The sequence below is a fragment of the Bacteroides sp. MSB163 genome (assembly GCF_036416795.1).
Taxonomy (GTDB): Bacteria; Bacteroidota; Bacteroidia; order Bacteroidales; family Bacteroidaceae; genus Bacteroides; species Bacteroides maternus.
Window position 1 is genome coordinate 6,103,175 of the sequence record NZ_CP143867.1, and the last position, 20,063, is coordinate 6,123,237.

Below are 20,063 nucleotides of genomic sequence, written 5' to 3' on the forward strand. Positions count from 1 at the left end.
AAGCTCCATGCCTGCGAAGGTCCGGAGCTTTTTCTATTGTCAGATTTAAATAAATGCGTGATAACGAAGAATCAGAAACTATCCTTCACAGCCTGCAACAAAGACTGAATATCTTCCTCCGTCGTATCAAAAGAGGTCACAAAACGAATTTCATTTTCAGCTTCATTCCAGAAATAAAAGAAGTAAGACTTCATCAATCTATCAATAACCGGACGAGGCATAGTCAGGAACAACTGATTACTCTCCATCTTTTGTGTGAATTGTACATCCGGCAATGTTTGCAACCCTTCATATAGTTTCTGTGCCATCGCATTGGCATGTGCAGCATTCTTTTTCCACAAATCATCCGTAAGATACGCTGTGAACTGACAAGAAAGGTAACGCAATTTAGAAGCTAACTGAGCCGACTGTTTCCGTACATAAAGCGCTTCTTTTTTCAAGTCCGGATTGAAGATTATTACACTTTCACCTAACATCAATCCATTCTTCGTTCCACCGAAACTAAGAATATCAATGCCACAATCCACTGTCAGTTCCTTGAAGCTAAGATTCAACGCAACACAAGCATTCGCTAAACGCGCCCCGTCCATATGCACATACATACCATATTCATGCGCCAGGGTAGTCAGCGCTTTCAATTCTCCCGGAGTATAGACAGTACCTAATTCCGAACATTGAGAAATATAAATAGCACCCGGTTGAGAATGGTGCTGTTCCCCGAAGTTCTTCAGATAAGGACGTATCAACTCCGGCGTCAGTTTACCATCCGGTGTTGCAATAGGACGTATCTGGCATCCTGTCATACGGGCAGGTGCACCACATTCATCTACGTAAATATGTGCAGTCTCCGCACAAAGAATTAAATTATAAGGGCGGGTAGCCAACTGCAAAGCTACTGCATTACTTCCTGTCCCATTGAAAACAAACAGTGGCTCGCAATCAGGCGAAAATGTCTCTTTGATTTTGCGAATGGCTTCCTCTGTCCAAGGATCGTCACCGTAGCCAACTGCGTGATTTTGGTTTGCCCGGTTCAGCGCCTCCATCACCAATGGATGTACACCGGAATTGTTGTCTGAAGCAAAACTTCTCATAGTTATATTGATTTTATCGATAAATAGTTATAGCGTATAAATAATCCTTTAGCTCTAAAGGATATGCAAAGGAACGAAATAATTCGTTAGTAGAAAAAAAGAAGCGTGGATTTTACAATCCACGCTTTCGTTTAGGTTTTCAATCGGTTTTTTCGTTCTTACCCGATATAAACATTCACGCCCAAAAAAATGTAGAGCTCTCCGTCCTCCTGGTGCAATACGATCTTGTCTTCACAAGCTAACCATCCCAGGGCCGCTCCCAGTTCTTTGTCCTTCAGCCCGGACTTTCTCTTCAAAGTCCCATAGTCCCACTTGGCATAATTGCTAAGCAACCTCCAAATTTTGCCTGCGTTCAGGCCGATGTCGCTTTTGTTCATCTCTTTTCGTTATTAAAAAGGTTAAATAATTGATTGGTGATTTGTTTAGGTTATCCTATTATCAGCCTAAAGGTATCACTTTTTATTTATAAAACATAAAAAACGAACAAAAGATATTCTTTTTAATCAAAATTGTAACAGTTTCGTAATAATATACAGGTAATATGAGAAAAAACAGGCCAAAAAAGAGAAAAAAAGACCACAGCACCTTCAAAGAGATGCTGTGGTCATTTATTATAATTATGAATTCAGGGAAAAACGGGTATTACATCATACCACCCATACCGCCCATGCCGGGAGCACCCATTGGCATTTCAGGTTTGTCTTCCTTCTTCTCAACGATTACACATTCAGTAGTCAGGAACATACCTGCAATAGAGGCAGCGTTTTCCAAAGCTACGCGAGCTACTTTTGCAGGATCAACTACACCGGCAGCATGCAGATTTTCATATACATCAGTACGAGCATTGTAACCGAAGTCACCTTTACCTTCGCGTACTTTCTGTACAACTACAGCTCCTTCTTTACCTGCATTGGCAACGATCTGACGTAACGGCTCTTCAATAGCACGCTTAATAATGTCAACACCTGTAGTCTCATCAATGTTATCACCTTTGAAACCTTCCAATGCATCGAGTGCGCGAATGTAAGCTACACCACCACCCGGTACGATGCCTTCTTCAATAGCAGCACGTGTTGCACGTAAAGCATCGTCTACACGATCTTTCTTCTCCTTCATTTCAACTTCAGAAGCAGCACCTACGTAAAGAACAGCAACACCACCAGACAATTTAGCCAGACGTTCTTGCAATTTTTCTTTGTCATAATCAGATTTAGTAGCAGCAATCTGAGCTTTGATCTGTTCGCAACGTTCCTTGATATTTTGTTTGTCACCGGCACCGTTTACGATGGTAGTGTTATCTTTAGAAACTGTGATCTTATCAGCAGTACCCAACATTTCGATGGTAGCTTGTTCCAACTTCAGACCCTTTTCCTCGCTGATCACTACACCACCAGTCAATACGGCAATGTCTTCCAGCATTTCTTTACGACGGTCACCGAAGCCCGGAGCCTTCACAGCACAAATCTTCAACTGAGAACGCAGACGGTTTACAACCAACGTAGTCAAAGCTTCACTATCCACATCTTCCGCGATTACCAACAGAGGACGTCCGGTTTGTACAGCAGGTTCCAGGATAGGCAAGAAATCTTTCAGGTTAGAAATCTTCTTGTCGTAGATCAAGATGTATGGTTTTTCCATTTCGCACTCCATCTTCTCCGTATTAGTAACGAAGTAAGCGGAAAGATAACCACGATCAAACTGCATACCTTCTACCACACCAATAGTAGTATCAGTACCCTTAGCTTCTTCAATAGTAATTACACCGTCTTTAGAAACCTTACGCATTGCATCAGCGATCAACTTACCGATAACCGGATCATTGTTGGCAGATACAGAAGCAACCTGTTCAATCTTATCGTAGTTGTCACCTACTTTTTCTGCTTGTGACTTAATTGAGTCAACCACTTTGGCAACAGCCTTGTCAATACCACGTTTGATATCCATAGGACTTGCACCGGCAGTTACGTTCTTCAAGCCTTCAGCAACAATAGCCTGCGCCAATACAGTAGCAGTAGTAGTACCGTCACCGGCATCGTCACCAGTCTTGGAAGCTACTTCTTTCACCAACTGTGCACCCGTATTCTGGTATGCATCAGACAGTTCTACTTCCTTAGCTACAGTTACACCGTCTTTCGTGATGTGAGGAGCACCGAATTTCTTTTCGATAATCACGTTACGACCTTTGGGACCGAGAGTTACTTTCACTGCATTTGCCAGTGTATCGATACCTTTTTTCAATTGGTCGCGGGCATCGATATTGAATAATATTTCTTTTGCCATAATGATATTTACAATTTAAATATTTTATAATTACTATATTAACCTAACACAGCGAGTACGTCACTTTGACGCATAATCAGATATTTAGTGCCTTCAACTTCCAGTTCAGTACCGGCATACTTGCCATACAAAACAGTGTCGCCCACCTTCAATACCATCTCTTCATCTTTCGTACCGTGACCAACTGCCACAACTTCACCTTTCAAAGGTTTTTCTTTTGCTGTATCCGGAATAATGATACCGCCAATTGTTTTTTCTTCTGCAGGTGCAGGGAGTATCAGCACTCTGTCTGCCAATGGTTTAATGTTCATAGTTCTTTTGTTTTTTATATGTTATACACTTATTATAGTAATGTCTTGTCTCGTTTTAGCGAGACGCAGAACAAATTGCGAAAATCGTGCCAAACGGTAAAGCGAAATTTCTGTCAGTATAAAAACTGACAAATTGGCATCTCAGCATAACTTTTTCATGCAAGCATAAAAGTTATGCTTTCGATTTACATTATCTTTGTACCCTCAAAAAACGTTTTTAGAACATGAATACAGTCTGGATTGTTTTACCTATTCTCACATTATTAATGTTTGAGTTGGGACTAACACTTGAAATTAAAGATTTTAAATTATTTCGTCAACGTCCCTATCCTGTTTTTGCAGGATTGATAGGACAGATAGTCCTTTTACCAATATTGGCTTTTGCATTGGGTTATCTGTTTCATTTGGAACCTCTGTTTTTTATCGGACTTGTGCTCATAGCTTGTTCTCCGGGTGGGAGTTCTTCCAATATATTCTCTATGATAGCCAAAGGTGATGTCGCACTTTCCGTATCACTGACTGCACTCAGCAGTATTATCACCTTGTTTACTATTCCTGTCATTATGGAGCTTGCCACGCAAATTGCAGGAGACAATAGTGGAATAACTATACATTTACCTATCGGCAGCCTCATTATCCAGAATCTACTGCTCATGTTGCTTCCTATTGCAATAGGCGTTTTAACCAAACACTTTTGTCCTAAAGCAGCCGAACGGATACACAAAGTATTATCTAAGATAGCCTTCCCTGCCTTGATTTTATTAGCTACTGTTTTCTTCATACAACATCACGAAACGATAGCTGCACAGATCGGCCGATTAGGCCTGTGCATCACACTAATGATATTATTGGCTATGGGTGGAGGATATTTAATCTCCCGGTCAATGAAATTGAACAGGAAAGAACAGCGTACGCTTATCATTGAAATAGGCATGCAAAATGCAGCCCAAAGTATTGCTATTGCAAGTAGCCCGTTTATTTTCAACAATGACATAATTGCCATACCGGCTATAATTTATGCACTGATGATGAATATAATTCTATTAGTATATGTGGGAATAGTGAAGCGGAAATAACACCGTAGCCAGTCATGGTACCCCAAAATCCCCCATACAAGAAGTTAAGACTTTGCATACAAAAAGTTAACTTCTTGTCAACAGGGAGTTAAGTTCTTGTCAACAAGCTGTTGACGACTGATAAATAACAAGACTAAGACAGTTTAGTCAATATCCAAGTCTGTATCACAACTCAATTCAGTCGAATATCCCTGCCAGAAGCTCTTGGTAGAATGTACTAAAGCACTCCCCATCAAGAAAAGGAATATTACGGCTATTAATGTCATCACCATACCGATGGCTGCGTAATACTTCGGTTCTAAAACATCCATAATAGTTATCTTTGTTAGGTTAGTACTACAAAGATAACCAAGATGGATTACAAAGAGCTTACTCTTTTATGAAGTTTTTATTTCTTTAAAGTTTGTATCAATTCTTCGGCCGAAACCAGAGTCTGTTCACCAGTCTCCATATTCTTGAGTGTCACCTTATTTTCGTTCATTTCATTCTCTCCTACAAGAGCTACAAACGGAATATTTTTGGCATTGGCATAGCCCATCTGTTTTTTCATTTTAGATGAATCCGGGAAGATTTCCGCACGAATACCTTCTGCACGTACTTTGGCAAGTACATTCAAGGAAAAAGCTGCTTCTTTTTCACCAAAGTTGATAAATAGAAGTTGTGTACCGTTTACAGCTTCTTTAGGATAAAGATCAAGCTGGTTCAGCACATCAAAGATACGATCCGCACCAAAGGAGATGCCTACACCAGAAACTCCTGCCATACCGAATACACCGGTAAGATTATCATAGCGACCACCGCCTGTAATACTACCGATTTGTACATCCAATGCTTTCACTTCAAAAATGGCACCGGTATAGTAATTCAACCCACGGGCAAGTGTCAAATCAAGTTCCAATTCATTCTTCAGACCGAAAGCCGATAGAGTTTTCAAGATAAATTCGCTTTCTTCCACTCCTTTCTGACCTGTTTCACTTCCGGAAAGTACTTCTTTCAGGGTAGCCAGTTTCTCCTCGTTGGTGCCGCTCAGTAGAATGATAGGTTGTAATTTGGCAATAGCCTCATCGCTGATACCTTTTTCTTTCAACTCGGCATTCACATTGTCCAGACCGATTTTATCCAGTTTATCAATAGCCACAGTAATATCCACGATCTTATCAGCCTCACCGATAATCTCCGCAATGCCCGTCAAAATCTTACGGTTATTGATCTTGATGCAAACACGGATACCAAAGCGAGTAAATACAGTATCGACAATCTGCATTAATTCCACCTCGTTCAGTAAAGAATCACTACCTACCACGTCAGCATCACATTGATAGAACTCACGATAACGGCCTTTTTGCGGACGATCGGCACGCCACACAGGTTGTATCTGATAGCGTTTGAAAGGGAAAGTTATTTCATCACGGTGCATCACCACGTAGCGGGCAAATGGCACTGTGAGATCATAACGCAAACCTTTTTCACAGAATTTACTTGCGAGTTTGGTTGCATTACGGCTCAGCAATTCCTCATCGGTTAATCCGGAGAAATAATCACCTGAGTTCTGTATTTTAAATAGAAGTTTATCACCTTCTTCACCATATTTCCCCATCAGTGTGGAAAGCATTTCCATTGCAGGCGTTTCAATCTGTTGGAAACCATAGAGATGATATACATCGCGAATGGTATTGAATATATAGTTACGCTTCGCCATTTCTACCGGCGAAAAGTCACGGGTTCCTTTAGGAATACTGGGTTTTGCTGCCATAATTGTTTCAATTACTATTAAAATCGGAGGGCAAAGTTACAGGTTTTTATCGAGATAAGAAAAGAGATAAGCCGGTTTTATGCAAAACAACAATTAAGCTTGTAATACATTCAAGTGTTTACATTTGATAAAACATTCATTTCTACCGGACAAAACATTCGAGCTATTAAAGTTCCCGCATGCTGACTATAGAATAAGATTTTGAGCAGGGATGATTTAGTGAGAGCAGTTACTTTTACAAAGTAACACATAGTCCTTATTCCAAGTAGCATTTGAGTTCTTTTTATGGAACTTTTACATGCGCTTATAAAAAGAAATCGTATTTTTGAGACGAAATTACCAGATTTAAAAGAAGGATAAAGAAGGATTATATGAATTCAGTTATCAGGGAAGTCAGGCAGTGTTTACAAGACAATATAGATGAAAAAGTGTTGAAAACTTCGGGGCACTTCTTCAAGAAAGGAGAAAATGTGCCTGTCTACGGAGTTAGAATGTATAATGTAGGCAAGATAGCCAAAGAATCTTTCAAGGAAATCAAAGAACTGCCGAAAGCTGATGTTTTCGGACTTTGCGAGGAGTTGTGGCAATCGGGATACTTGGAAGAGAATGTGATTGCCTGCGAATGGGCGTATGCTCTCCGGAAAGAATATACACCGGAAGACATTCATGTTTTCAGACACTGGTTGCAGGACTATGTAAATAATTGGGGAGCCTGTGACACGCTATGCAACCATACTATCGGAACGTTCGTCGAAATATTTCCTGAATTTATTTCTGAGTTGAAGGAATGGGCGACATCCGATAATCGTTGGGTAAGGCGTGGTGCTGCCGTCACGCTGATAATTCCTGCACGTAAAGGATTATTCTTCGATGATATTCTCCAAATAGCAACCACCCTGCTTCACGACAAGGATGACCTGGTACAGAAAGGTTACGGCTGGATGCTGAAAGCGGCAAGTGAGGCTTATCAGAAAGAGGTCTTCGATTTTGTAGTCAGCCATAAGGCAACCATGCCACGGACGGCACTGAGGTATGCTATTGAGAAAATGCCACAGGAATTGAGGAAAGAAGCAATGAAAAAGGAGTAAGTATGAATATTGAAGAATACCGGGAATATTGTTTAAGTATCAAGGGAGTAACAGAGAGTTTCCCCTTTGACGAGCATACACTTGTCTATAAAATCATGGATAAGATGTTTACCTTTGCTCCGTTGAATCCTAAAGAGGGACGTTTCTGGGCGGATACGAAATGCGACACTACCAAATCAACGGAACTGATGGAGCAGTATAGCGGCATTACATTCGGCCCCTACTCCGATAAGAAATACTGGATTACCATCTATCTGGAAAGTGATGTGCCGGATAGTCTTATAAAGGAATTAATCAATCATTCCATAGAGGAGGTGGTTAAGAAACTGCCAAAGAAGAAACAGGAAGAATATTATGTCACATTAAGATAATGGGAACCATAACTACAATTGCTCCTTGTGGCATCAACTGCACGTTATGCCACGCCTTTCAGAACGTAAAAAAGAAGTGCCCCGGTTGCAGAAGCATAATCGGGATAATTCGTAAAAGCTGCCTGAACTGCGCCATATCCAACTGTGATAAGAAAGGAAACTATTGCTTTGAATGCATGGAATATCCCTGCAAGCGACTGAAATATTTAGATAGGCAATACCGACTAAAATACAAGATGAGTATTCTTGAAAACCTCGATTACATCAGGCAGAAAGGAGAAGAGGCGTTTATTACCAGTCAAAGCCAGAAATATACTTGTCTGGATTGCGGCAAACTAAGAACCGTACATTATGATTATTGCATCTATTGCAAACAGGAAAAGAAGAAATAACCTTCTGTATCCTCCTTTTGGATGCCTGGGATAGTCAGACCGTATCAGCAAATGCAAAAATCACCATAAAGAAGCAGGTGTTGATACTGCGCAGGATATTGGCTATCGCCAGAGAAAGCTCACCCAGATGCTCTATAGCGATGAAAAACAGAAATCATTGCGATGAAAATAGTAGGGAAGTACACGTCTATCTTTTCCCGTTATTTTGCCAGCATGGTGGCAAAAAGTTCAGAGGATATACCCTTGTGGAGCATATCCTCTGTTGATATCAGAAATCAAACTTTTCGAGCTTCATGGAAGCCAATCCCTGTATTTTGGGAACTAACGTCACAAAATGTTCCGCTTTCTCATGGGCGGACAATGATTCTGCATCCTGCCATGTTTCGCAAATCATCAAGACATCATTACGGGTAGCGCTTTCAAAAACATCATAGGCAATGCAGCCTTTGTCTTTCAAAGAAGATACCACCAACTCTTTTGCAGCTTCCAACACCGCAGCACGGTTACTTTCGTTTACTTGAATAAAAACATTCAGTCTAATCATATTTGTAGAATTTTAAAAGTACGCTGCAAATGTAAACAGAAAAGTCGGAACTCTGATTCACTTGTCTGCATAAATACCGATGCGGTTGCCTTCCGAATCGACAAATACTGCAAAATAGCCTTTGCCATCGGCTTCTATCTTCGTGCAGGGAATGAGTACTTTCCCGCCCTTCTGCAACACACGCTCAAGGGTAGTCGATATATTATCCGTATTGAAATGGATAAGTACACCTTTCTCAGAAGGGAGAAAATCAGGCAGGAGGTCAAAAGATTGTGAGATGGCTCCTACGGTTTCACCGTCTTCGGTGAAGCATGCCATCTTCTCCTGTTCACACTCAAAGACCGGAAGTTTCATGTTCAGCACGGTCTCATAAAAATCTACAGCCCGATGGAAGTCAGTAGCCGGAATCTCAAAAAATGCAATCAACTTTTTCATTTTGGTTTCTTTTTAGGGTTATTACTATGCCTTTGCAAAGACATTGCAAAAGTAGAGCAAGACGGGAAACCTCCATAGAAGAAAACGGACATCTTTAGAGAGTGGAGAAATAATCGGAAACGGGAGCGCATACGGACAGGTATTCCGCAGGAGTGTAACCGGAGAAGAGTTTAAACTCCTTAATCATGTGCGACTGGTCGGAGAAGCCACATTCATAGGCCACTTGCGCGAAAGGTGAACTGGGATTCTGTTGCAGGACGTACAAGGCACGCTGCATACGCACGATGCGGAGAAATTCTTTTGGGGTAGTACCGATATAATCGGTAAAGACACGACCGAACTGCTTGGTACTGAGACAAGCTACATCGGAAAGTTGCAAAGTGTTTACCTGCGGATGAAGATTGATTTCGTCCAGAACAGTCGATAACCGTTTCAGATTATATTCGGAACCGGAGACCAGGCGACGGAAAAAGAATTGTTCAATCAACCGGATGCACTGGTCGTTATCCGGAGTTTCCGTTATCCGGCAGGATAAATCGGAGAGTTCCCTGTCTTCCACTTCATCCGTGGAAACATTCTGCCCGTTGAAAAGATGCAGGGGCATTTGCAGAAAGACTTTTGCCGCATAGGGCTGAAAGACGACCGCTATCATTTCTATAACTCCTGTCGACACGACATCGGAGAAACCGAAAGTTTGTCCGCTAATAAAGGATTGCGGCTGCAACTGCGAATCTTGCAGGCACATCAAGCGTTTGCCTTTATGAAACACCAGTTGCACGCAGCCGACGGGCAAGGTACGTTCCGACACCGGCAAAGCGGCATCATCCCGCAATATCCAGTAATAACGGATATAGGGAGACAATGCAGGAGCAGGTTTTACGATACGGAAGGTTTGCATAGTGCAAATATAAAGGATTTGATTTTTGCGGCAAAGGTAGACAAAGGGTTTTAGGGGGAATAGTAAAAAAGGGACATTATTTATAGAATCTGCCCGCTTGCAGTAAAATAGAATATCGCCAACTGCAAACTTTGCAGTTGAAAGTAAGCAAACGGCTGAAAATATCAACGAAATAAAAAGCCAAGAACAAACACGACATAGGAGACGTTATAAATTAAAGCCTAAAAGATATGAGAACAATCACCAGACATACCGTGAAGGAAGTGGATATTCCCCGTTATATGGGTACATGGCATGAAATTGCCCGTTACGAAAATCATTTCGAGAAAGATATGACAGATGTCACCGCAACTTATACTTTGCAATCCGACGGAAGTATCAAAGTAGAAAATGCAGGTTACCTGAACGGTGTGCGCAAGAAAGCAACCGGACATGCCAAATTGCCAGATCCGCAGCAACCGGGCAAATTGAAGGTTTCCTTTTTTCTGTGGTTCTATTCCGACTATTACATATTGGAACTGGATAAAGAAAATTATAGTTATGCATTAGTAGGCAGCAGTAATGATAAGTTTCTGTGGATATTGTGTCGTGAGAAACAACTATCGGAAAATGTAAAAGAACAACTTCTCAACACAGCTACCCAATATGGATACGATACAAAAAAACTGATTTTCAGTTGATATCAAATCCAAGGTTAATTCTTGAACAAAAAACTATTTATTATTCACCCCATACCCGAACAAAGCGAAGTCTCCGAAACAGGGATCATCCGGAAATACTTCCGCCAATGCGGCAGTTATCCTTTGTGCGTTTTTCAAAGAAAAGGTTTCCGTCTCGGTCAGTTCCAGCAAGCGGGCTACACGGCAGACGTGTGTATCCAAAGGAATAATCAATTCCCGGCAATCAAAACTTTCCCAAATACCGAAATCAACTTCCGGTCCTTTCCGTATCATCCAGCGCAGGAACATATTCAGCTTCTTCTGCGGACTTTTGTACGAAACTTCCAGAAACCGGCAAAGCTTCTCCATCGGCTTTCCCGGATATACCTGCAATGCATCTTCCAGACTGTCATAACCCGAATAAGCCGTATGCAGGCGTTCAAAATAAGAATGGAAGTCCGCATACGAAAGCATCCGGTAAAAACTGCGCCGCTCTTCCACAGGGAAATCCTTCTCCCACCGACGCGAAAGAACATATTGATAAGGAGACGCTCCCATGCACGCATGCAATTCATCCGCCTTCTTCAGAATCTGCCTGCGGTTGCCAAAACTCATGATGGCGGTCAGCAGACCACTGATTTCTATATCCTGTTTCAGCGTATAGCGATGAGGGAACTGTACCGGGTCATTCTGAATAAAATCGGCACAATGATAGGTCGCAGCCCACTCTTGTAGTTTCTTTTTTATATCTTTGGTCATTTCTTTAAAATCAGGAGGACGCAAAGATAATGCAAATCGAATGCAGAACTTTCATGCTTGCATGAAAAAGTTATGCTGAGATGCCGCTTATCTTATTTCAAAGATATTGAATTTATAGCAACTTTGGACAAGTCCCCTATTCTATTTCCTCTTATTTTTGCATCGTGAAATTCAATAAAGAACCTATGGAACATAGCAAGAAGACAACGCGTGAAGAGTATCAGAAGTGTGTAAATGCAGTGGTGGACTACATCAACCTCCATCTTGGAGAAGAGATAGATTTGAAATCGTTGGCCAAGATTTCTCATTTCTCTCCGTTCTACTTCCACCGCATCATGAAAGCATTTCTGGGCGAGCCAATCGGGACGTTCATAGTCCGGACACGAACTGAAGCCGCCGCCCGCCTGTTGCGTTACTCGGATTTGCCGATAGCGGACATTGCTTATCGCATCGGATATTCCTCACCATCGTCACTGTCGAAAATATTCAAGCAGTTCTATGGAATTTCACCTAATGAGTATCGTAACAATAAAAACTTTGTAATTATGAAACCAGCAATTATCAGACCCGATTTAGAGTTAAAGAAAGAAATAAGAGAAGTGCCCGCCAGAAATGTGATTTATATCCGCTTGTTCGGAGATTATAAACTGAATGATTACGGTGGCACATGGATGCGTTTGTTCCAGTTCATCAAAGAAGAAAAGCTGCCGATGGGCGATATGTCTCCGTACTGCATCTATCACGATGATCCCAAAGTGACGCCTGCCGACAAGTTGCGTACCGATGTTTGCATGGTGATGCCTGTAGCCGTAACTCCCAAAGGTGATGTCGGCTTCAAGCAATTGCCTGCCGGACGTTATGCAGTGTTTACTTACAAAGGATCTTATGAATATCTACAAAGCGTATACGACACGATTTACGGTAAGTTCATTCCTGAAATGGAATGTACAATGAGAGATGAGTCGAGTGCCGAACGTTATCTGAATGACCCGTGCAATACGAAACCGGAGGATTTGTTGACAGAAATTTATATTCCGGTGGAATAAGAGTCTGCCAGGCTGAGTGTAGTCGGGGTATCTCTCCTCATAGGTGCAAGAGAAGAGATCCTTCGACAAGCTCAGGATGACAGAAAGAAATGATAATAAAATCTGTTTTCTTATTCTCTTTTCATCGGTATATATCTCAATCCATTCGTCACTTGCGGCTCCTTCACTTCCCTAAAACCCAGACTCCTGTAGAAAGGAACAGCATAAGAAGATGAGTTCACCGTCATTCCGGATACGGGATTATCTGCAATAAGGGCGTCAAACAGTTTCCGCCCTATGCCTTTCCGATGATATTCTTCCTTGATAAAGAAGAGAGAAATATGTTCTCCGTGGTTCTTCGTAGCCAGCACTCCCACCAGATTATCTCCATCGAACGCACCGTAAATGACCAGCCCATTCACCACTTCTCTATCTTTGACAAAGCTTTTGAAACTTTCCAGACCCTGTTCGTCAAAATCTTCCTTGCCACACTGAAGATACACTTCCAATGAAAGTGTTGCGGCATTCTCATACTCAGGCAGTTCTAATCTTCGGATAATTATCATAGGAATCTAATTTTACGGTAAATCACAAAGATATTGAATTTATGTATTGATTGCCCAAATATCCCGGTTATTTCACCCAGAAACACTACATTTGCAGAAATGAACATCTTAACTAATCCCCTCTATTCTGATTATGGAAAAGCTTATCGACAAATTCCTCCCGGCAGATTATCATGATACATTCGTCATCAAAGCCAGCAGACCTGCGGAACTGATTGTTCCTAAAGAAGTAATCAAGAAAATATTCAATCACTCTCCGGCATGGCTTAGTTTCCTTTACAAAGTCAGAAATATCCTGGTGAAGCCTTTCGGTATTGAAGGTGGAGACATTCTGACATCGGAAGATTATATAATAGAAGACACTGAGAACGAAGCCATCATGAGGAAGGACGACAAGCATCTGTTGTTTTATGTTTCCATTGCCAAGATAGGCAATAACCTGATAGACGTGACGACAGTGGTTCAGTATCACAATGCATTAGGAAAGATTTATTTCTTTTTTATCAAGCCTTTCCACAAGATGATTGTGCCGCGGGTGGTGAAAGAGCTTATATAATAGGTATAATTATATGATACTCAATCCGTAGCTACTGATTTCATCAAAGTCTTCCTCAGTATATGAGTTCTTCTGGCGGATATCCTGCACTATCTTCATGAACTCTTCGGCTTTCGACAAGAAATCCTTAAATTTCTCTGTCTGTCCCTCATGCCCTTTCACGGCAGGCAGTTTCTCGGCTGCGTCCAGTTGCAGTCTCAGTTCCATAATCTTCAGGTCCAGACGGGCTTTGTCTTCCACATGCTTGCGGGCATAGAGGTTGATAATGCTCTGCATTGTCAGGCTCATCTTTTTCATTGCAATAATCTGCTCTTTCACCGGGTTCTCTGCCAGCAAGACTTGCTGAGCCTGCCCAACGATAGAACTCAGAATATCGAATATGTTCTGCTTGCATTCGGACATCTCCACATTCAGTTCATAGTTATCATTCAGCAAATCCGCTATTCCTTCCGTCTTCTTCTCTTTCAGCAGAGACAGGTATTTATTAAAATTAGCATAGAACTGCCCTCTTGACTGGAAAAGTTCAGTATAGTTCTGTATCAGGTTCTGCCGCACATCATCACCAAAGTAATCACCCGGCTGCATCACCACCGCAGAATCTTTCTTTGAAATGACTGGAGACATGATATGCGAAAACATCTGCACCTTAGACTGTTGTTCCATATACCCCAGAACAGCATTTATGTCTCTCTCTTTCACCATATTCTTCAACAGAGCCAATGAAGTATCGTAATATTTCATCACTTGCCCTGCATCTGCAATCTCTTCGGGGGTATAAGTCACCGCCTCCTTCTTACTGCCCGTACAGGATACCAACATAACAGCGCTTACAAATGCGCCCAAGACTAACAATTTCTTTCTCATAGAATTTTTCATTTTAATTTCAGTTTCGTAAATACTCAACTTATTAGTTGACAAGGAAACAGTCTCCTTATAAACTAAGAACACAGCCGATGTTGAGCTTATAACAATATAAAAGCGATTTTGCTCTCGATTATGGATTTTTTCACCTTTGTATTTTGTACTTTTGCAACGGATTCCAGAATCCTGTATGAAAATTTGAATCGGAACCTTAGAACCTCTTACGGCGGTAGCTATCGGATGTATGGTCTTCAAAGAAAGTTTCACCCCGGGCAGTGGCCTGGGCATATTGTTGATATTGACGGCAGTCACCGTCGTCATTATGCACGAGAAGAAAACAAGCTGACAAGAGTGATTACTTACTCTTTTTATAATCAGTAATAAAGCCTTCCATCATCCATTTCGCCAAAGCTTGGCGGTTGGAACTGATTACGAAACGGCGTTGATCGAAAGTGTTCTGAATATTTCCCAGTTCTACAAAAACTCCGGCAGGAGTAGAATTGGCCAATACATACAGGTTGCGCGGGCCTACCGTGCCCGTAAAGCCGCGATTGGGCTGATGCATATCATACTTAGACTCAAAAGTATTCTTCATCGTAGTTGCCAGACGCTTGCTGTTGGCACTGTTGGGGGCATGATAAAAGAATACATCCGTCTGATGTCGCTTGCTGCGGCTATCCACATGCAGGAAGATGGAACGGCAATAGGTGTAGTTCTTGCGGTCTTTTCTATAAAGTTCATTGATTTTGATACATCGCTGACGAAGGCGAGCCACTTGGTTCAGAGGGATAGCGTCTCCCATACAAGTTTCGCGCTTACTATTATTAAGGTAGCGGTCGTCACGAATGCCGTCTTTGGCATCCTGAATAATGATATAAACCTTTGCCCCCTCTTCCATCAGATTACGGGCAAGACGTAGGGCGACATCATAAGCATATTCATCTTCATGAAGTTCAACGTTCCCTATCTTACCGATAGCACCGGGGTCGGGTCCTCCATGTCCGCTGACCACATAGAAACAGGCACCCTTCAAACGGTTACCGGTCACCTGGACTTTAGCCAGTTCTTTTCCGAAAAGAGGTTCATGAATTGTTTTGCCGGAACCGGCAGCAGAGGCAGAAGAAGTAGATGAATTAGCAGCAGTTTCGGTTTTGGATCTCAGTGGCGGAAGCAGGTACTTCACCCCTAAGCGCAATTCCTGTTTTCCGCGTAATTGCTTTTTATTCAGTTCAAGGAACTCCAGATAGTAGGCTTTACCGGGACGCTTATTGCGCTGCAAGAAGGCCGAAATGCCCTCACCAGACCTCGGTGCAGCCCTTTCCTCCTGCGCCGAAGCGTGGAAAGGAGTGAAAAACAGGAAAGAAGATATAAACAACAAAAATAATATCCGAACCATAATTACTCTGCTTTTAGCAAACATACTTCAACTGTTGCGGACAAAAATACAATTATTTTCCCTACTTTTGCGCCCATAAATGCGTTAATTGATAAGAAACTATAAAAATAGATAGCATTATGGCAAAACAATTAAAACCGGAGACACTCTGCGTACAAGCCGGATGGACTCCAAAGAAGGGTGAACCCCGCGTGCTCCCCATCTACCAAAGTACAACCTTCAAGTATGAAACCAGCGAGCAAATGGCACGCCTTTTCGACCTTGAAGAGAACGGCTACTTCTACACCCGCCTGCAAAACCCTACGAATGACGCCGTTGCCGCCAAGATAGCCGCCCTCGAAGGTGGTGTGGCCGCCATGCTGACATCCAGCGGACAATCTGCCAACTTCTACGCTATTTTTAATATCTGTCAGGCAGGCGACCACTTCGTCTGTTCATCTACCATCTACGGTGGAACCTTCAACCTCTTCGGTGTGACAATGAAGAAGTTGGGCATCGAAGTTACTTTCGTCAACCCGGACGCACCGGAAGAAGAAATTTCAGCCGCTTTCCGCCCGAACACCAAGGCACTGTTTGGTGAGACCATCTCCAACCCGACGCTGGAAGTGCTCGATATCGAAAAGTTCGCCCGCATCGCCCACAGCCACGGCGTGCCTTTGATTGTAGACAATACCTTCCCGACTCCTATTAACTGCCGCCCGTTCGAATGGGGCGCCGATATCGTGGTGCATTCCACCACCAAATATATGGACGGCCATGCCACCAGCGTAGGCGGTGCCATTGTGGATAGCGGAAACTTCAATTGGGATGCCTATGCCGACAAATTCCCCGGATTGTGTACGCCCGACGAATCTTATCACGGCCTGACTTATACAAAAGCTTTCGGCAAAATGGCTTATATCACCAAAGCTACCGCACAGTTGATGCGTGACCTTGGCAGCATTCAGTCTCCGCAGAATGCATTCTTGCTGAATATCGGTCTTGAAACGCTCCATCTGCGTATGCCGCAACATTGCAAAAATGCACAGGCAGTTGCCGAATATCTTTCCAAGAACGATAAGGTGGCATGGGTTAATTACTGTGGCCTGCCCGGAGACAAATATCACGAACTGGCACAAAAGTATATGCCAAACGGTTCTTGCGGTGTTGTCACCTTCGGCTTGAAAGGAGGTCGCGAAGTAGCCATCAAATTTATGGACTCACTGAAACTGGCAGCTATCGTCACCCACGTAGCCGATGCCCGCACCTGCGTGCTGCACCCAGCCAGCCATACGCACCGTCAGCTTTCGGACGAACAATTGATGGAAGCCGGTGTACGTCCCGACCTGATCCGTTTCTCGGTTGGTATCGAGAATGCGGATGATATCATTGCAGATATTGAACAGGCGCTGAACGCGTAAGAGCAGATTCTTATAATCAATAGTACTAACGAGCCACATTATCCACATTTACGTATATATAAGAAATGGGGTATGTGGCTCTTTTTAAAAAAAGGTATCTCATCTTGCAAAAAAGACATCTAATTCTGAGAACTTCTTTGATGCATTGTCTGGTGCATGGGAAGACGGTACTTCAGTGGAAGAAGAAATGAAATACCTTTATTCGGCGATATTAAAGCCGATTTAAGAAGAGAAGGAAAACTAATTGATGATTTTGATATATTAATTGTACCGCTATCCTTAATCATTGAATGATGGTTACGGATAATGTTAAATATTTAGGCAGACTGCCTAGTATCATCATTGAAAACTAGATGGATCGCTCCGCTTAAATGCGACTGCCAACGTATTATTCCCATAAGATTATCCCCGACTCCCCAACCGGAGTACGGGGATAATTGTTATCTTTGGCAAGCAGTTAATAAAGTGATAAATAAAATAACTACAAATGACTTGTAATTCAACATTTTCACTTTACCTTTGTTAGCATGAAAACAAAACAAGAAAAAGGAGACGAACTGATGGCAAGTAATTATATTCGTTTCGATTGGGCTATGAAGCGTTTATCGCGCAATAAAGCCAATTTCCGAATACTTGAAGGGTTTCTGTCCATCTTATTTAATGAAGCCATTACCATTTTAGATATTTTTGAAACCAAACGAAATGCAGACGATGATATCTGTGAAAGGTTTCGAATCAATCTGTTAATTCAGAATACAAAAGGACAACAAATATTAGTCGAAATACAGAATAATAATGAATATGCTTATTATCAACGAATTCTTTTCGGGTTATCTAAAACATTGACCGAATACATCAATCGAGGAGAAGGCTATGACAAGGTACGAAAAGTATATAGCGTCAACATAGTATACTTCTCCTTAGGCAACGGAAAAGATATCGTATATCATGGTAAAACCGAATTCCGCGGTATTCACGAAGGTGACATTTTGGAACTAACTCCTTTCCAAAAACAAACCTTCAAGGTGAACCAAGTAAGTCAACTTTATCCTGAATACTATATTCTAAAAGTAAATGACTTTAATCAGGTAGCTAAAAGCCCTCTGGAAGAGTGGATTTATTACCTGAATACAGGAGATATTCCGGACAATGCCACAGCTCCGGGGCTACATGAAGCACGCGAACGTTTGAAACTGGACCGAATGAAAAAAGAAGAACTCGAAGCATATTACCGTCACTTAGATAATATCGTCATTCTCCGTGACAATATATATACGGAGCGTGCAGAAGGACGTGCTGAGGGACGTGCAGAAGGAAGAGAAGAAGAACGCTATTCTATCGCACGAAATTTAAAACAGCTTGGCGCTTCAGAAGAAGTGATAATCAAAGCTACCGGATTATCTTCCGAAGAGATTAACAAGCCATAGCCCCCACCTTCATCAACACATATTTACATTTCCTCATTCATCCCCCACTCAGGCGAAAGACCGAAAAGTCTTTCGCCTTTTTTGTTTCGTGCCCTCATGCTTCCGTTATTTTTCACAAACCATGCCGTTCACTTGCCTTGTCACGGCAAAATTACACTACCTGTCCATCAAACTGTCCATAGACAAAGTGCGGTGGTTACACAGATAAGCCCTATCTTGAACTCGTAAGTTTTGCTGATTGGCAAAACATGTACTGACAAACAAGAATATTGACAATGGATATAAACACCACACTACTCGCCACGGCCGCCTTTATAGGCGGATGCGCCCTTGCCATCACGGCACAGCAATGGTTGCAAACACACCGATGGCCCCGAATGCGCCGACGCATAGACACCCTGATAAAGCTGCGCGTAGAACAGCAGTTGCACCGCCACGAGGCAGAATGCCCCATGGCACAGATGCACGCCCAGCGAAACATCCTCTACAGCCCTCCCGCCGTGAAGAGCCAAAGCCACCAGATGCTGGTGGGCTTCATGATGACCTACTACCCCGACTTCCTGAAGCAACTGACAGCACACACCGACGGCCGCCTTTCCGACAGCGAAGAGCATACCTGTTTTCTCATCAAGCTGGGTCTGCGAAACAAACAGATAGCCCAAAGCATGGGCATCACGCCCAACAGCGTGATAAAGACCAAACAACGCCTGCGACAGAAACTGAAAGGCCTGCCCGCCGACGAAGACCTGACACGATGGCTCCAGCTACTGGGCGAACCGCTGGACAAACTGCCGCCCGGACACATGATGTTCCTCGGAGAGCAGCCCGCCGAAGACAAAGAAACAAAAATCAGATAATGACAACATTTTTATTAACCCTTAAAAAACAAATGATTATGAGAACAGAACAAATGAAACAACACCAAGCCCCGGCCACACATACCCCCGCCGGCAACAAGATGACCTACACGCCACCGCAAATGGAAGTGATTAAGATGGACCTGGAAGGCAGCGTGATGAGTGCCAGCCTTACGGGTTTTGAGAGTGGTGGCAGTTGGGGAAGCCCCTCCCGAAGCAGCAATGCCCACCGAGGCTATAACTCCGCGTCGAGCAGCGACTTGGAAGACCTAATAAACGACATCCTCACCGTGGAGCAATAACAAAAACAAGTAATCA

The 20,063-nt window shown here is 42.6% G+C and carries 23 protein-coding genes and 3 pseudogenes; 13 read left to right on the forward strand and 13 right to left on the reverse strand.

The annotated features are described in order from the left end of the window. Nucleotides 1–71: 71 nt before the first annotated feature. The 4 genes from VYM24_RS23935 to VYM24_RS23950 form a co-directional block, all read right to left on the reverse strand. Nucleotides 72–1,091, reverse strand: coding sequence for a threonine aldolase family protein (locus VYM24_RS23935; protein WP_291550809.1), 1,020 nt, complete (start codon nucleotides 1,089–1,091; stop codon nucleotides 72–74). A gap of 158 nt (nucleotides 1,092–1,249) precedes the next feature. Then, on the reverse strand, nucleotides 1,250–1,468 hold the full coding sequence (locus VYM24_RS23940; RefSeq protein ID WP_007214862.1) for a winged helix-turn-helix domain-containing protein: 219 nt from the start codon (nucleotides 1,466–1,468) through the stop codon (nucleotides 1,250–1,252). A gap of 265 nt (nucleotides 1,469–1,733) precedes the next feature. Then, nucleotides 1,734–3,371, reverse strand: a complete 1,638-nt coding sequence (gene groL, locus VYM24_RS23945; RefSeq protein WP_007217362.1) for a chaperonin GroEL — start codon at nucleotides 3,369–3,371, stop codon at nucleotides 1,734–1,736. A gap of 38 nt (nucleotides 3,372–3,409) precedes the next feature. Next, nucleotides 3,410–3,682, reverse strand: coding sequence for a co-chaperone GroES (locus VYM24_RS23950; protein WP_005679636.1), 273 nt, complete (start codon nucleotides 3,680–3,682; stop codon nucleotides 3,410–3,412). Between the two features lie 224 nt (nucleotides 3,683–3,906). Here VYM24_RS23950 and VYM24_RS23955 point away from each other — a divergent pair, with 224 nt between their 5' ends. Then, nucleotides 3,907–4,758, forward strand: a complete 852-nt coding sequence (locus VYM24_RS23955; protein ID WP_291550806.1) for a bile acid:sodium symporter family protein — start codon at nucleotides 3,907–3,909, stop codon at nucleotides 4,756–4,758. A gap of 143 nt (nucleotides 4,759–4,901) precedes the next feature. Here VYM24_RS23955 and VYM24_RS23960 read toward each other — a convergent pair whose 3' ends face one another. Then, on the reverse strand, nucleotides 4,902–5,069 hold the full coding sequence (locus tag VYM24_RS23960; protein WP_007214867.1) for a hypothetical protein: 168 nt from the start codon (nucleotides 5,067–5,069) through the stop codon (nucleotides 4,902–4,904). A gap of 77 nt (nucleotides 5,070–5,146) precedes the next feature. Beyond that, on the reverse strand, nucleotides 5,147–6,511 hold the full coding sequence (gene hisS / locus VYM24_RS23965; RefSeq protein WP_217715360.1) for a histidine--tRNA ligase: 1,365 nt from the start codon (nucleotides 6,509–6,511) through the stop codon (nucleotides 5,147–5,149). A 371-nt stretch (nucleotides 6,512–6,882) separates the two neighbouring features. Here hisS and VYM24_RS23970 point away from each other — a divergent pair, with 371 nt between their 5' ends. The 4 genes and pseudogenes from VYM24_RS23970 to VYM24_RS23985 all read left to right on the forward strand — a co-directional run bounded on the left by VYM24_RS23970 (nucleotide 6,883) and on the right by VYM24_RS23985 (nucleotide 8,362). Continuing rightward, a complete protein-coding gene (locus VYM24_RS23970) occupies nucleotides 6,883–7,599 on the forward strand; it encodes a DNA alkylation repair protein (protein ID WP_044263407.1) in 717 nt (238 codons plus the stop codon). Nucleotides 7,600–7,601: 2 nt separating this feature from the next. After that, nucleotides 7,602–7,970 carry an MmcQ/YjbR family DNA-binding protein gene (locus tag VYM24_RS23975; RefSeq protein WP_044263408.1) on the forward strand — a complete coding sequence of 123 codons (369 nt, stop codon included), beginning with the start codon at nucleotides 7,602–7,604 and terminating at the stop codon, nucleotides 7,968–7,970. After that, nucleotides 7,970–8,161: pseudogene (locus tag VYM24_RS23980) on the forward strand (DUF3795 domain-containing protein); the annotation flags it as partial. The gene VYM24_RS23975 and the pseudogene VYM24_RS23980, both read left to right, overlap by 1 nt. A 45-nt stretch (nucleotides 8,162–8,206) precedes the next feature. Next, nucleotides 8,207–8,362 carry a hypothetical protein gene (locus VYM24_RS23985; RefSeq protein WP_330942290.1) on the forward strand — a complete coding sequence of 52 codons (156 nt, stop codon included), beginning with the start codon at nucleotides 8,207–8,209 and terminating at the stop codon, nucleotides 8,360–8,362. A gap of 268 nt (nucleotides 8,363–8,630) precedes the next feature. Here the strand turns inward: VYM24_RS23985 and VYM24_RS23990 are convergent, their stop codons facing one another. The 3 genes from VYM24_RS23990 to VYM24_RS24000 form a co-directional block, all read right to left on the reverse strand. Next, nucleotides 8,631–8,906 carry a putative quinol monooxygenase gene (locus VYM24_RS23990; RefSeq protein WP_299094178.1) on the reverse strand — a complete coding sequence of 92 codons (276 nt, stop codon included), beginning with the start codon at nucleotides 8,904–8,906 and terminating at the stop codon, nucleotides 8,631–8,633. 57 nt (nucleotides 8,907–8,963) lie between these two features. Then, nucleotides 8,964–9,341, reverse strand: a complete 378-nt coding sequence (locus VYM24_RS23995) for a VOC family protein (RefSeq protein ID WP_299094177.1) — start codon at nucleotides 9,339–9,341, stop codon at nucleotides 8,964–8,966. Nucleotides 9,342–9,435: 94 nt separating this feature from the next. Then, a complete protein-coding gene (locus VYM24_RS24000) occupies nucleotides 9,436–10,239 on the reverse strand; it encodes an AraC family transcriptional regulator (RefSeq protein WP_330941069.1) in 804 nt (267 codons plus the stop codon). 245 nt (nucleotides 10,240–10,484) lie between these two features. On the opposite strand from VYM24_RS24000, the pseudogene VYM24_RS24005 reads away from it, so the two are divergent. Beyond that, nucleotides 10,485–10,919: pseudogene (locus VYM24_RS24005) on the forward strand (lipocalin family protein); the annotation flags it as partial. Nucleotides 10,920–10,952: 33 nt separating this feature from the next. Here VYM24_RS24005 and VYM24_RS24010 read toward each other — a convergent pair. Continuing rightward, the gene (locus VYM24_RS24010) at nucleotides 10,953–11,657 is read right to left on the reverse strand and encodes a TIGR02757 family protein (RefSeq protein ID WP_294612745.1); all 705 of its coding nucleotides are present in this window, start codon (nucleotides 11,655–11,657) and stop codon (nucleotides 10,953–10,955) included. A 185-nt stretch (nucleotides 11,658–11,842) separates the two neighbouring features. On the opposite strand from VYM24_RS24010, the gene VYM24_RS24015 reads away from it, so the two are divergent. After that, nucleotides 11,843–12,703, forward strand: coding sequence for an AraC family transcriptional regulator (locus VYM24_RS24015; RefSeq protein WP_044532861.1), 861 nt, complete (start codon nucleotides 11,843–11,845; stop codon nucleotides 12,701–12,703). A 110-nt stretch (nucleotides 12,704–12,813) separates the two neighbouring features. On the opposite strand, the gene VYM24_RS24020 is transcribed toward VYM24_RS24015, so the two are convergent. After that, nucleotides 12,814–13,248, reverse strand: coding sequence for a GNAT family N-acetyltransferase (locus VYM24_RS24020; protein ID WP_289123793.1), 435 nt, complete (start codon nucleotides 13,246–13,248; stop codon nucleotides 12,814–12,816). A 133-nt stretch (nucleotides 13,249–13,381) separates the two neighbouring features. On the opposite strand from VYM24_RS24020, the gene VYM24_RS24025 reads away from it, so the two are divergent. Then, nucleotides 13,382–13,804, forward strand: coding sequence for a DUF2867 domain-containing protein (locus tag VYM24_RS24025; RefSeq protein ID WP_291550792.1), 423 nt, complete (start codon nucleotides 13,382–13,384; stop codon nucleotides 13,802–13,804). A gap of 9 nt (nucleotides 13,805–13,813) precedes the next feature. On the opposite strand, the gene VYM24_RS24030 is transcribed toward VYM24_RS24025, so the two are convergent. After that, entirely contained in the window at nucleotides 13,814–14,668 is an 855-nt protein-coding gene (locus tag VYM24_RS24030) for a DUF6845 domain-containing protein (RefSeq protein WP_330941070.1), read from the reverse strand. A gap of 202 nt (nucleotides 14,669–14,870) precedes the next feature. Here VYM24_RS24030 and VYM24_RS24035 point away from each other — a divergent pair. Beyond that, a pseudogene (locus VYM24_RS24035) lies at nucleotides 14,871–15,011 on the forward strand (DMT family transporter); the annotation flags it as partial. Between the two features lie 9 nt (nucleotides 15,012–15,020). On the opposite strand, the gene VYM24_RS24040 reads toward VYM24_RS24035, so the two are convergent. Then, a complete protein-coding gene (locus tag VYM24_RS24040; protein WP_044532872.1) occupies nucleotides 15,021–16,061 on the reverse strand; it encodes an N-acetylmuramoyl-L-alanine amidase family protein in 1,041 nt (346 codons plus the stop codon). A gap of 119 nt (nucleotides 16,062–16,180) precedes the next feature. Between VYM24_RS24040 and VYM24_RS24045 the strand changes: the two genes are divergently transcribed. The 4 genes from VYM24_RS24045 (at nucleotide 16,181) to VYM24_RS24060 (ending at nucleotide 20,047) form a co-directional block, all read left to right on the forward strand. Continuing rightward, nucleotides 16,181–17,461 (forward strand): O-acetylhomoserine aminocarboxypropyltransferase/cysteine synthase family protein, encoded by a 1,281-nt coding sequence (locus VYM24_RS24045; protein WP_007667750.1) that lies wholly within the window; start codon nucleotides 16,181–16,183, stop codon nucleotides 17,459–17,461. Nucleotides 17,462–17,988: 527 nt separating this feature from the next. Further along, entirely contained in the window at nucleotides 17,989–18,888 is a 900-nt protein-coding gene (locus VYM24_RS24050; RefSeq protein WP_330941071.1) for an Rpn family recombination-promoting nuclease/putative transposase, read from the forward strand. Nucleotides 18,889–19,163: 275 nt separating this feature from the next. Continuing rightward, nucleotides 19,164–19,745 carry a helix-turn-helix transcriptional regulator gene (locus tag VYM24_RS24055; RefSeq protein ID WP_138293028.1) on the forward strand — a complete coding sequence of 194 codons (582 nt, stop codon included), beginning with the start codon at nucleotides 19,164–19,166 and terminating at the stop codon, nucleotides 19,743–19,745. Further along, entirely contained in the window at nucleotides 19,745–20,047 is a 303-nt protein-coding gene (locus VYM24_RS24060; protein ID WP_330941072.1) for a hypothetical protein, read from the forward strand. The genes VYM24_RS24055 and VYM24_RS24060 overlap by 1 nt, the downstream gene beginning before the upstream one ends. Nucleotides 20,048–20,063 lie beyond the last annotated feature (16 nt).

Excerpts from the sequence above, each read along its gene's own strand:
- VYM24_RS23935 (WP_291550809.1), bottom strand. The coding sequence starts at position 1,091 with ATGAGAAGTTTTGCTTCAGACAACAATTCCGGTGTACATCCATTGGTG.
- VYM24_RS23940 (WP_007214862.1), bottom strand. The coding sequence starts at position 1,468 with ATGAACAAAAGCGACATCGGCCTGAACGCAGGCAAAATTTGGAGGTTG.
- groL (WP_007217362.1), bottom strand. The coding sequence starts at position 3,371 with ATGGCAAAAGAAATATTATTCAATATCGATGCCCGCGACCAATTGAAA.
- VYM24_RS23950 (WP_005679636.1), bottom strand. The coding sequence starts at position 3,682 with ATGAACATTAAACCATTGGCAGACAGAGTGCTGATACTCCCTGCACCT.
- VYM24_RS23955 (WP_291550806.1), top strand. The coding sequence starts at position 3,907 with ATGAATACAGTCTGGATTGTTTTACCTATTCTCACATTATTAATGTTT.
- VYM24_RS23960 (WP_007214867.1), bottom strand. The coding sequence starts at position 5,069 with ATGGATGTTTTAGAACCGAAGTATTACGCAGCCATCGGTATGGTGATG.
- hisS (WP_217715360.1), bottom strand. The coding sequence starts at position 6,511 with ATGGCAGCAAAACCCAGTATTCCTAAAGGAACCCGTGACTTTTCGCCG.
- VYM24_RS23970 (WP_044263407.1), top strand. The coding sequence starts at position 6,883 with ATGAATTCAGTTATCAGGGAAGTCAGGCAGTGTTTACAAGACAATATA.
- VYM24_RS23975 (WP_044263408.1), top strand. The coding sequence starts at position 7,602 with ATGAATATTGAAGAATACCGGGAATATTGTTTAAGTATCAAGGGAGTA.
- VYM24_RS23985 (WP_330942290.1), top strand. The coding sequence starts at position 8,207 with ATGAGTATTCTTGAAAACCTCGATTACATCAGGCAGAAAGGAGAAGAG.
- VYM24_RS23990 (WP_299094178.1), bottom strand. The coding sequence starts at position 8,906 with ATGATTAGACTGAATGTTTTTATTCAAGTAAACGAAAGTAACCGTGCT.
- VYM24_RS23995 (WP_299094177.1), bottom strand. The coding sequence starts at position 9,341 with ATGAAAAAGTTGATTGCATTTTTTGAGATTCCGGCTACTGACTTCCAT.
- VYM24_RS24000 (WP_330941069.1), bottom strand. The coding sequence starts at position 10,239 with ATGCAAACCTTCCGTATCGTAAAACCTGCTCCTGCATTGTCTCCCTAT.
- VYM24_RS24010 (WP_294612745.1), bottom strand. The coding sequence starts at position 11,657 with ATGACCAAAGATATAAAAAAGAAACTACAAGAGTGGGCTGCGACCTAT.
- VYM24_RS24015 (WP_044532861.1), top strand. The coding sequence starts at position 11,843 with ATGGAACATAGCAAGAAGACAACGCGTGAAGAGTATCAGAAGTGTGTA.
- VYM24_RS24020 (WP_289123793.1), bottom strand. The coding sequence starts at position 13,248 with ATGATAATTATCCGAAGATTAGAACTGCCTGAGTATGAGAATGCCGCA.
- VYM24_RS24025 (WP_291550792.1), top strand. The coding sequence starts at position 13,382 with ATGGAAAAGCTTATCGACAAATTCCTCCCGGCAGATTATCATGATACA.
- VYM24_RS24030 (WP_330941070.1), bottom strand. The coding sequence starts at position 14,668 with ATGAGAAAGAAATTGTTAGTCTTGGGCGCATTTGTAAGCGCTGTTATG.
- VYM24_RS24040 (WP_044532872.1), bottom strand. The coding sequence starts at position 16,061 with ATGGTTCGGATATTATTTTTGTTGTTTATATCTTCTTTCCTGTTTTTC.
- VYM24_RS24045 (WP_007667750.1), top strand. The coding sequence starts at position 16,181 with ATGGCAAAACAATTAAAACCGGAGACACTCTGCGTACAAGCCGGATGG.
- VYM24_RS24050 (WP_330941071.1), top strand. The coding sequence starts at position 17,989 with ATGAAAACAAAACAAGAAAAAGGAGACGAACTGATGGCAAGTAATTAT.
- VYM24_RS24055 (WP_138293028.1), top strand. The coding sequence starts at position 19,164 with ATGGATATAAACACCACACTACTCGCCACGGCCGCCTTTATAGGCGGA.
- VYM24_RS24060 (WP_330941072.1), top strand. The coding sequence starts at position 19,745 with ATGACAACATTTTTATTAACCCTTAAAAAACAAATGATTATGAGAACA.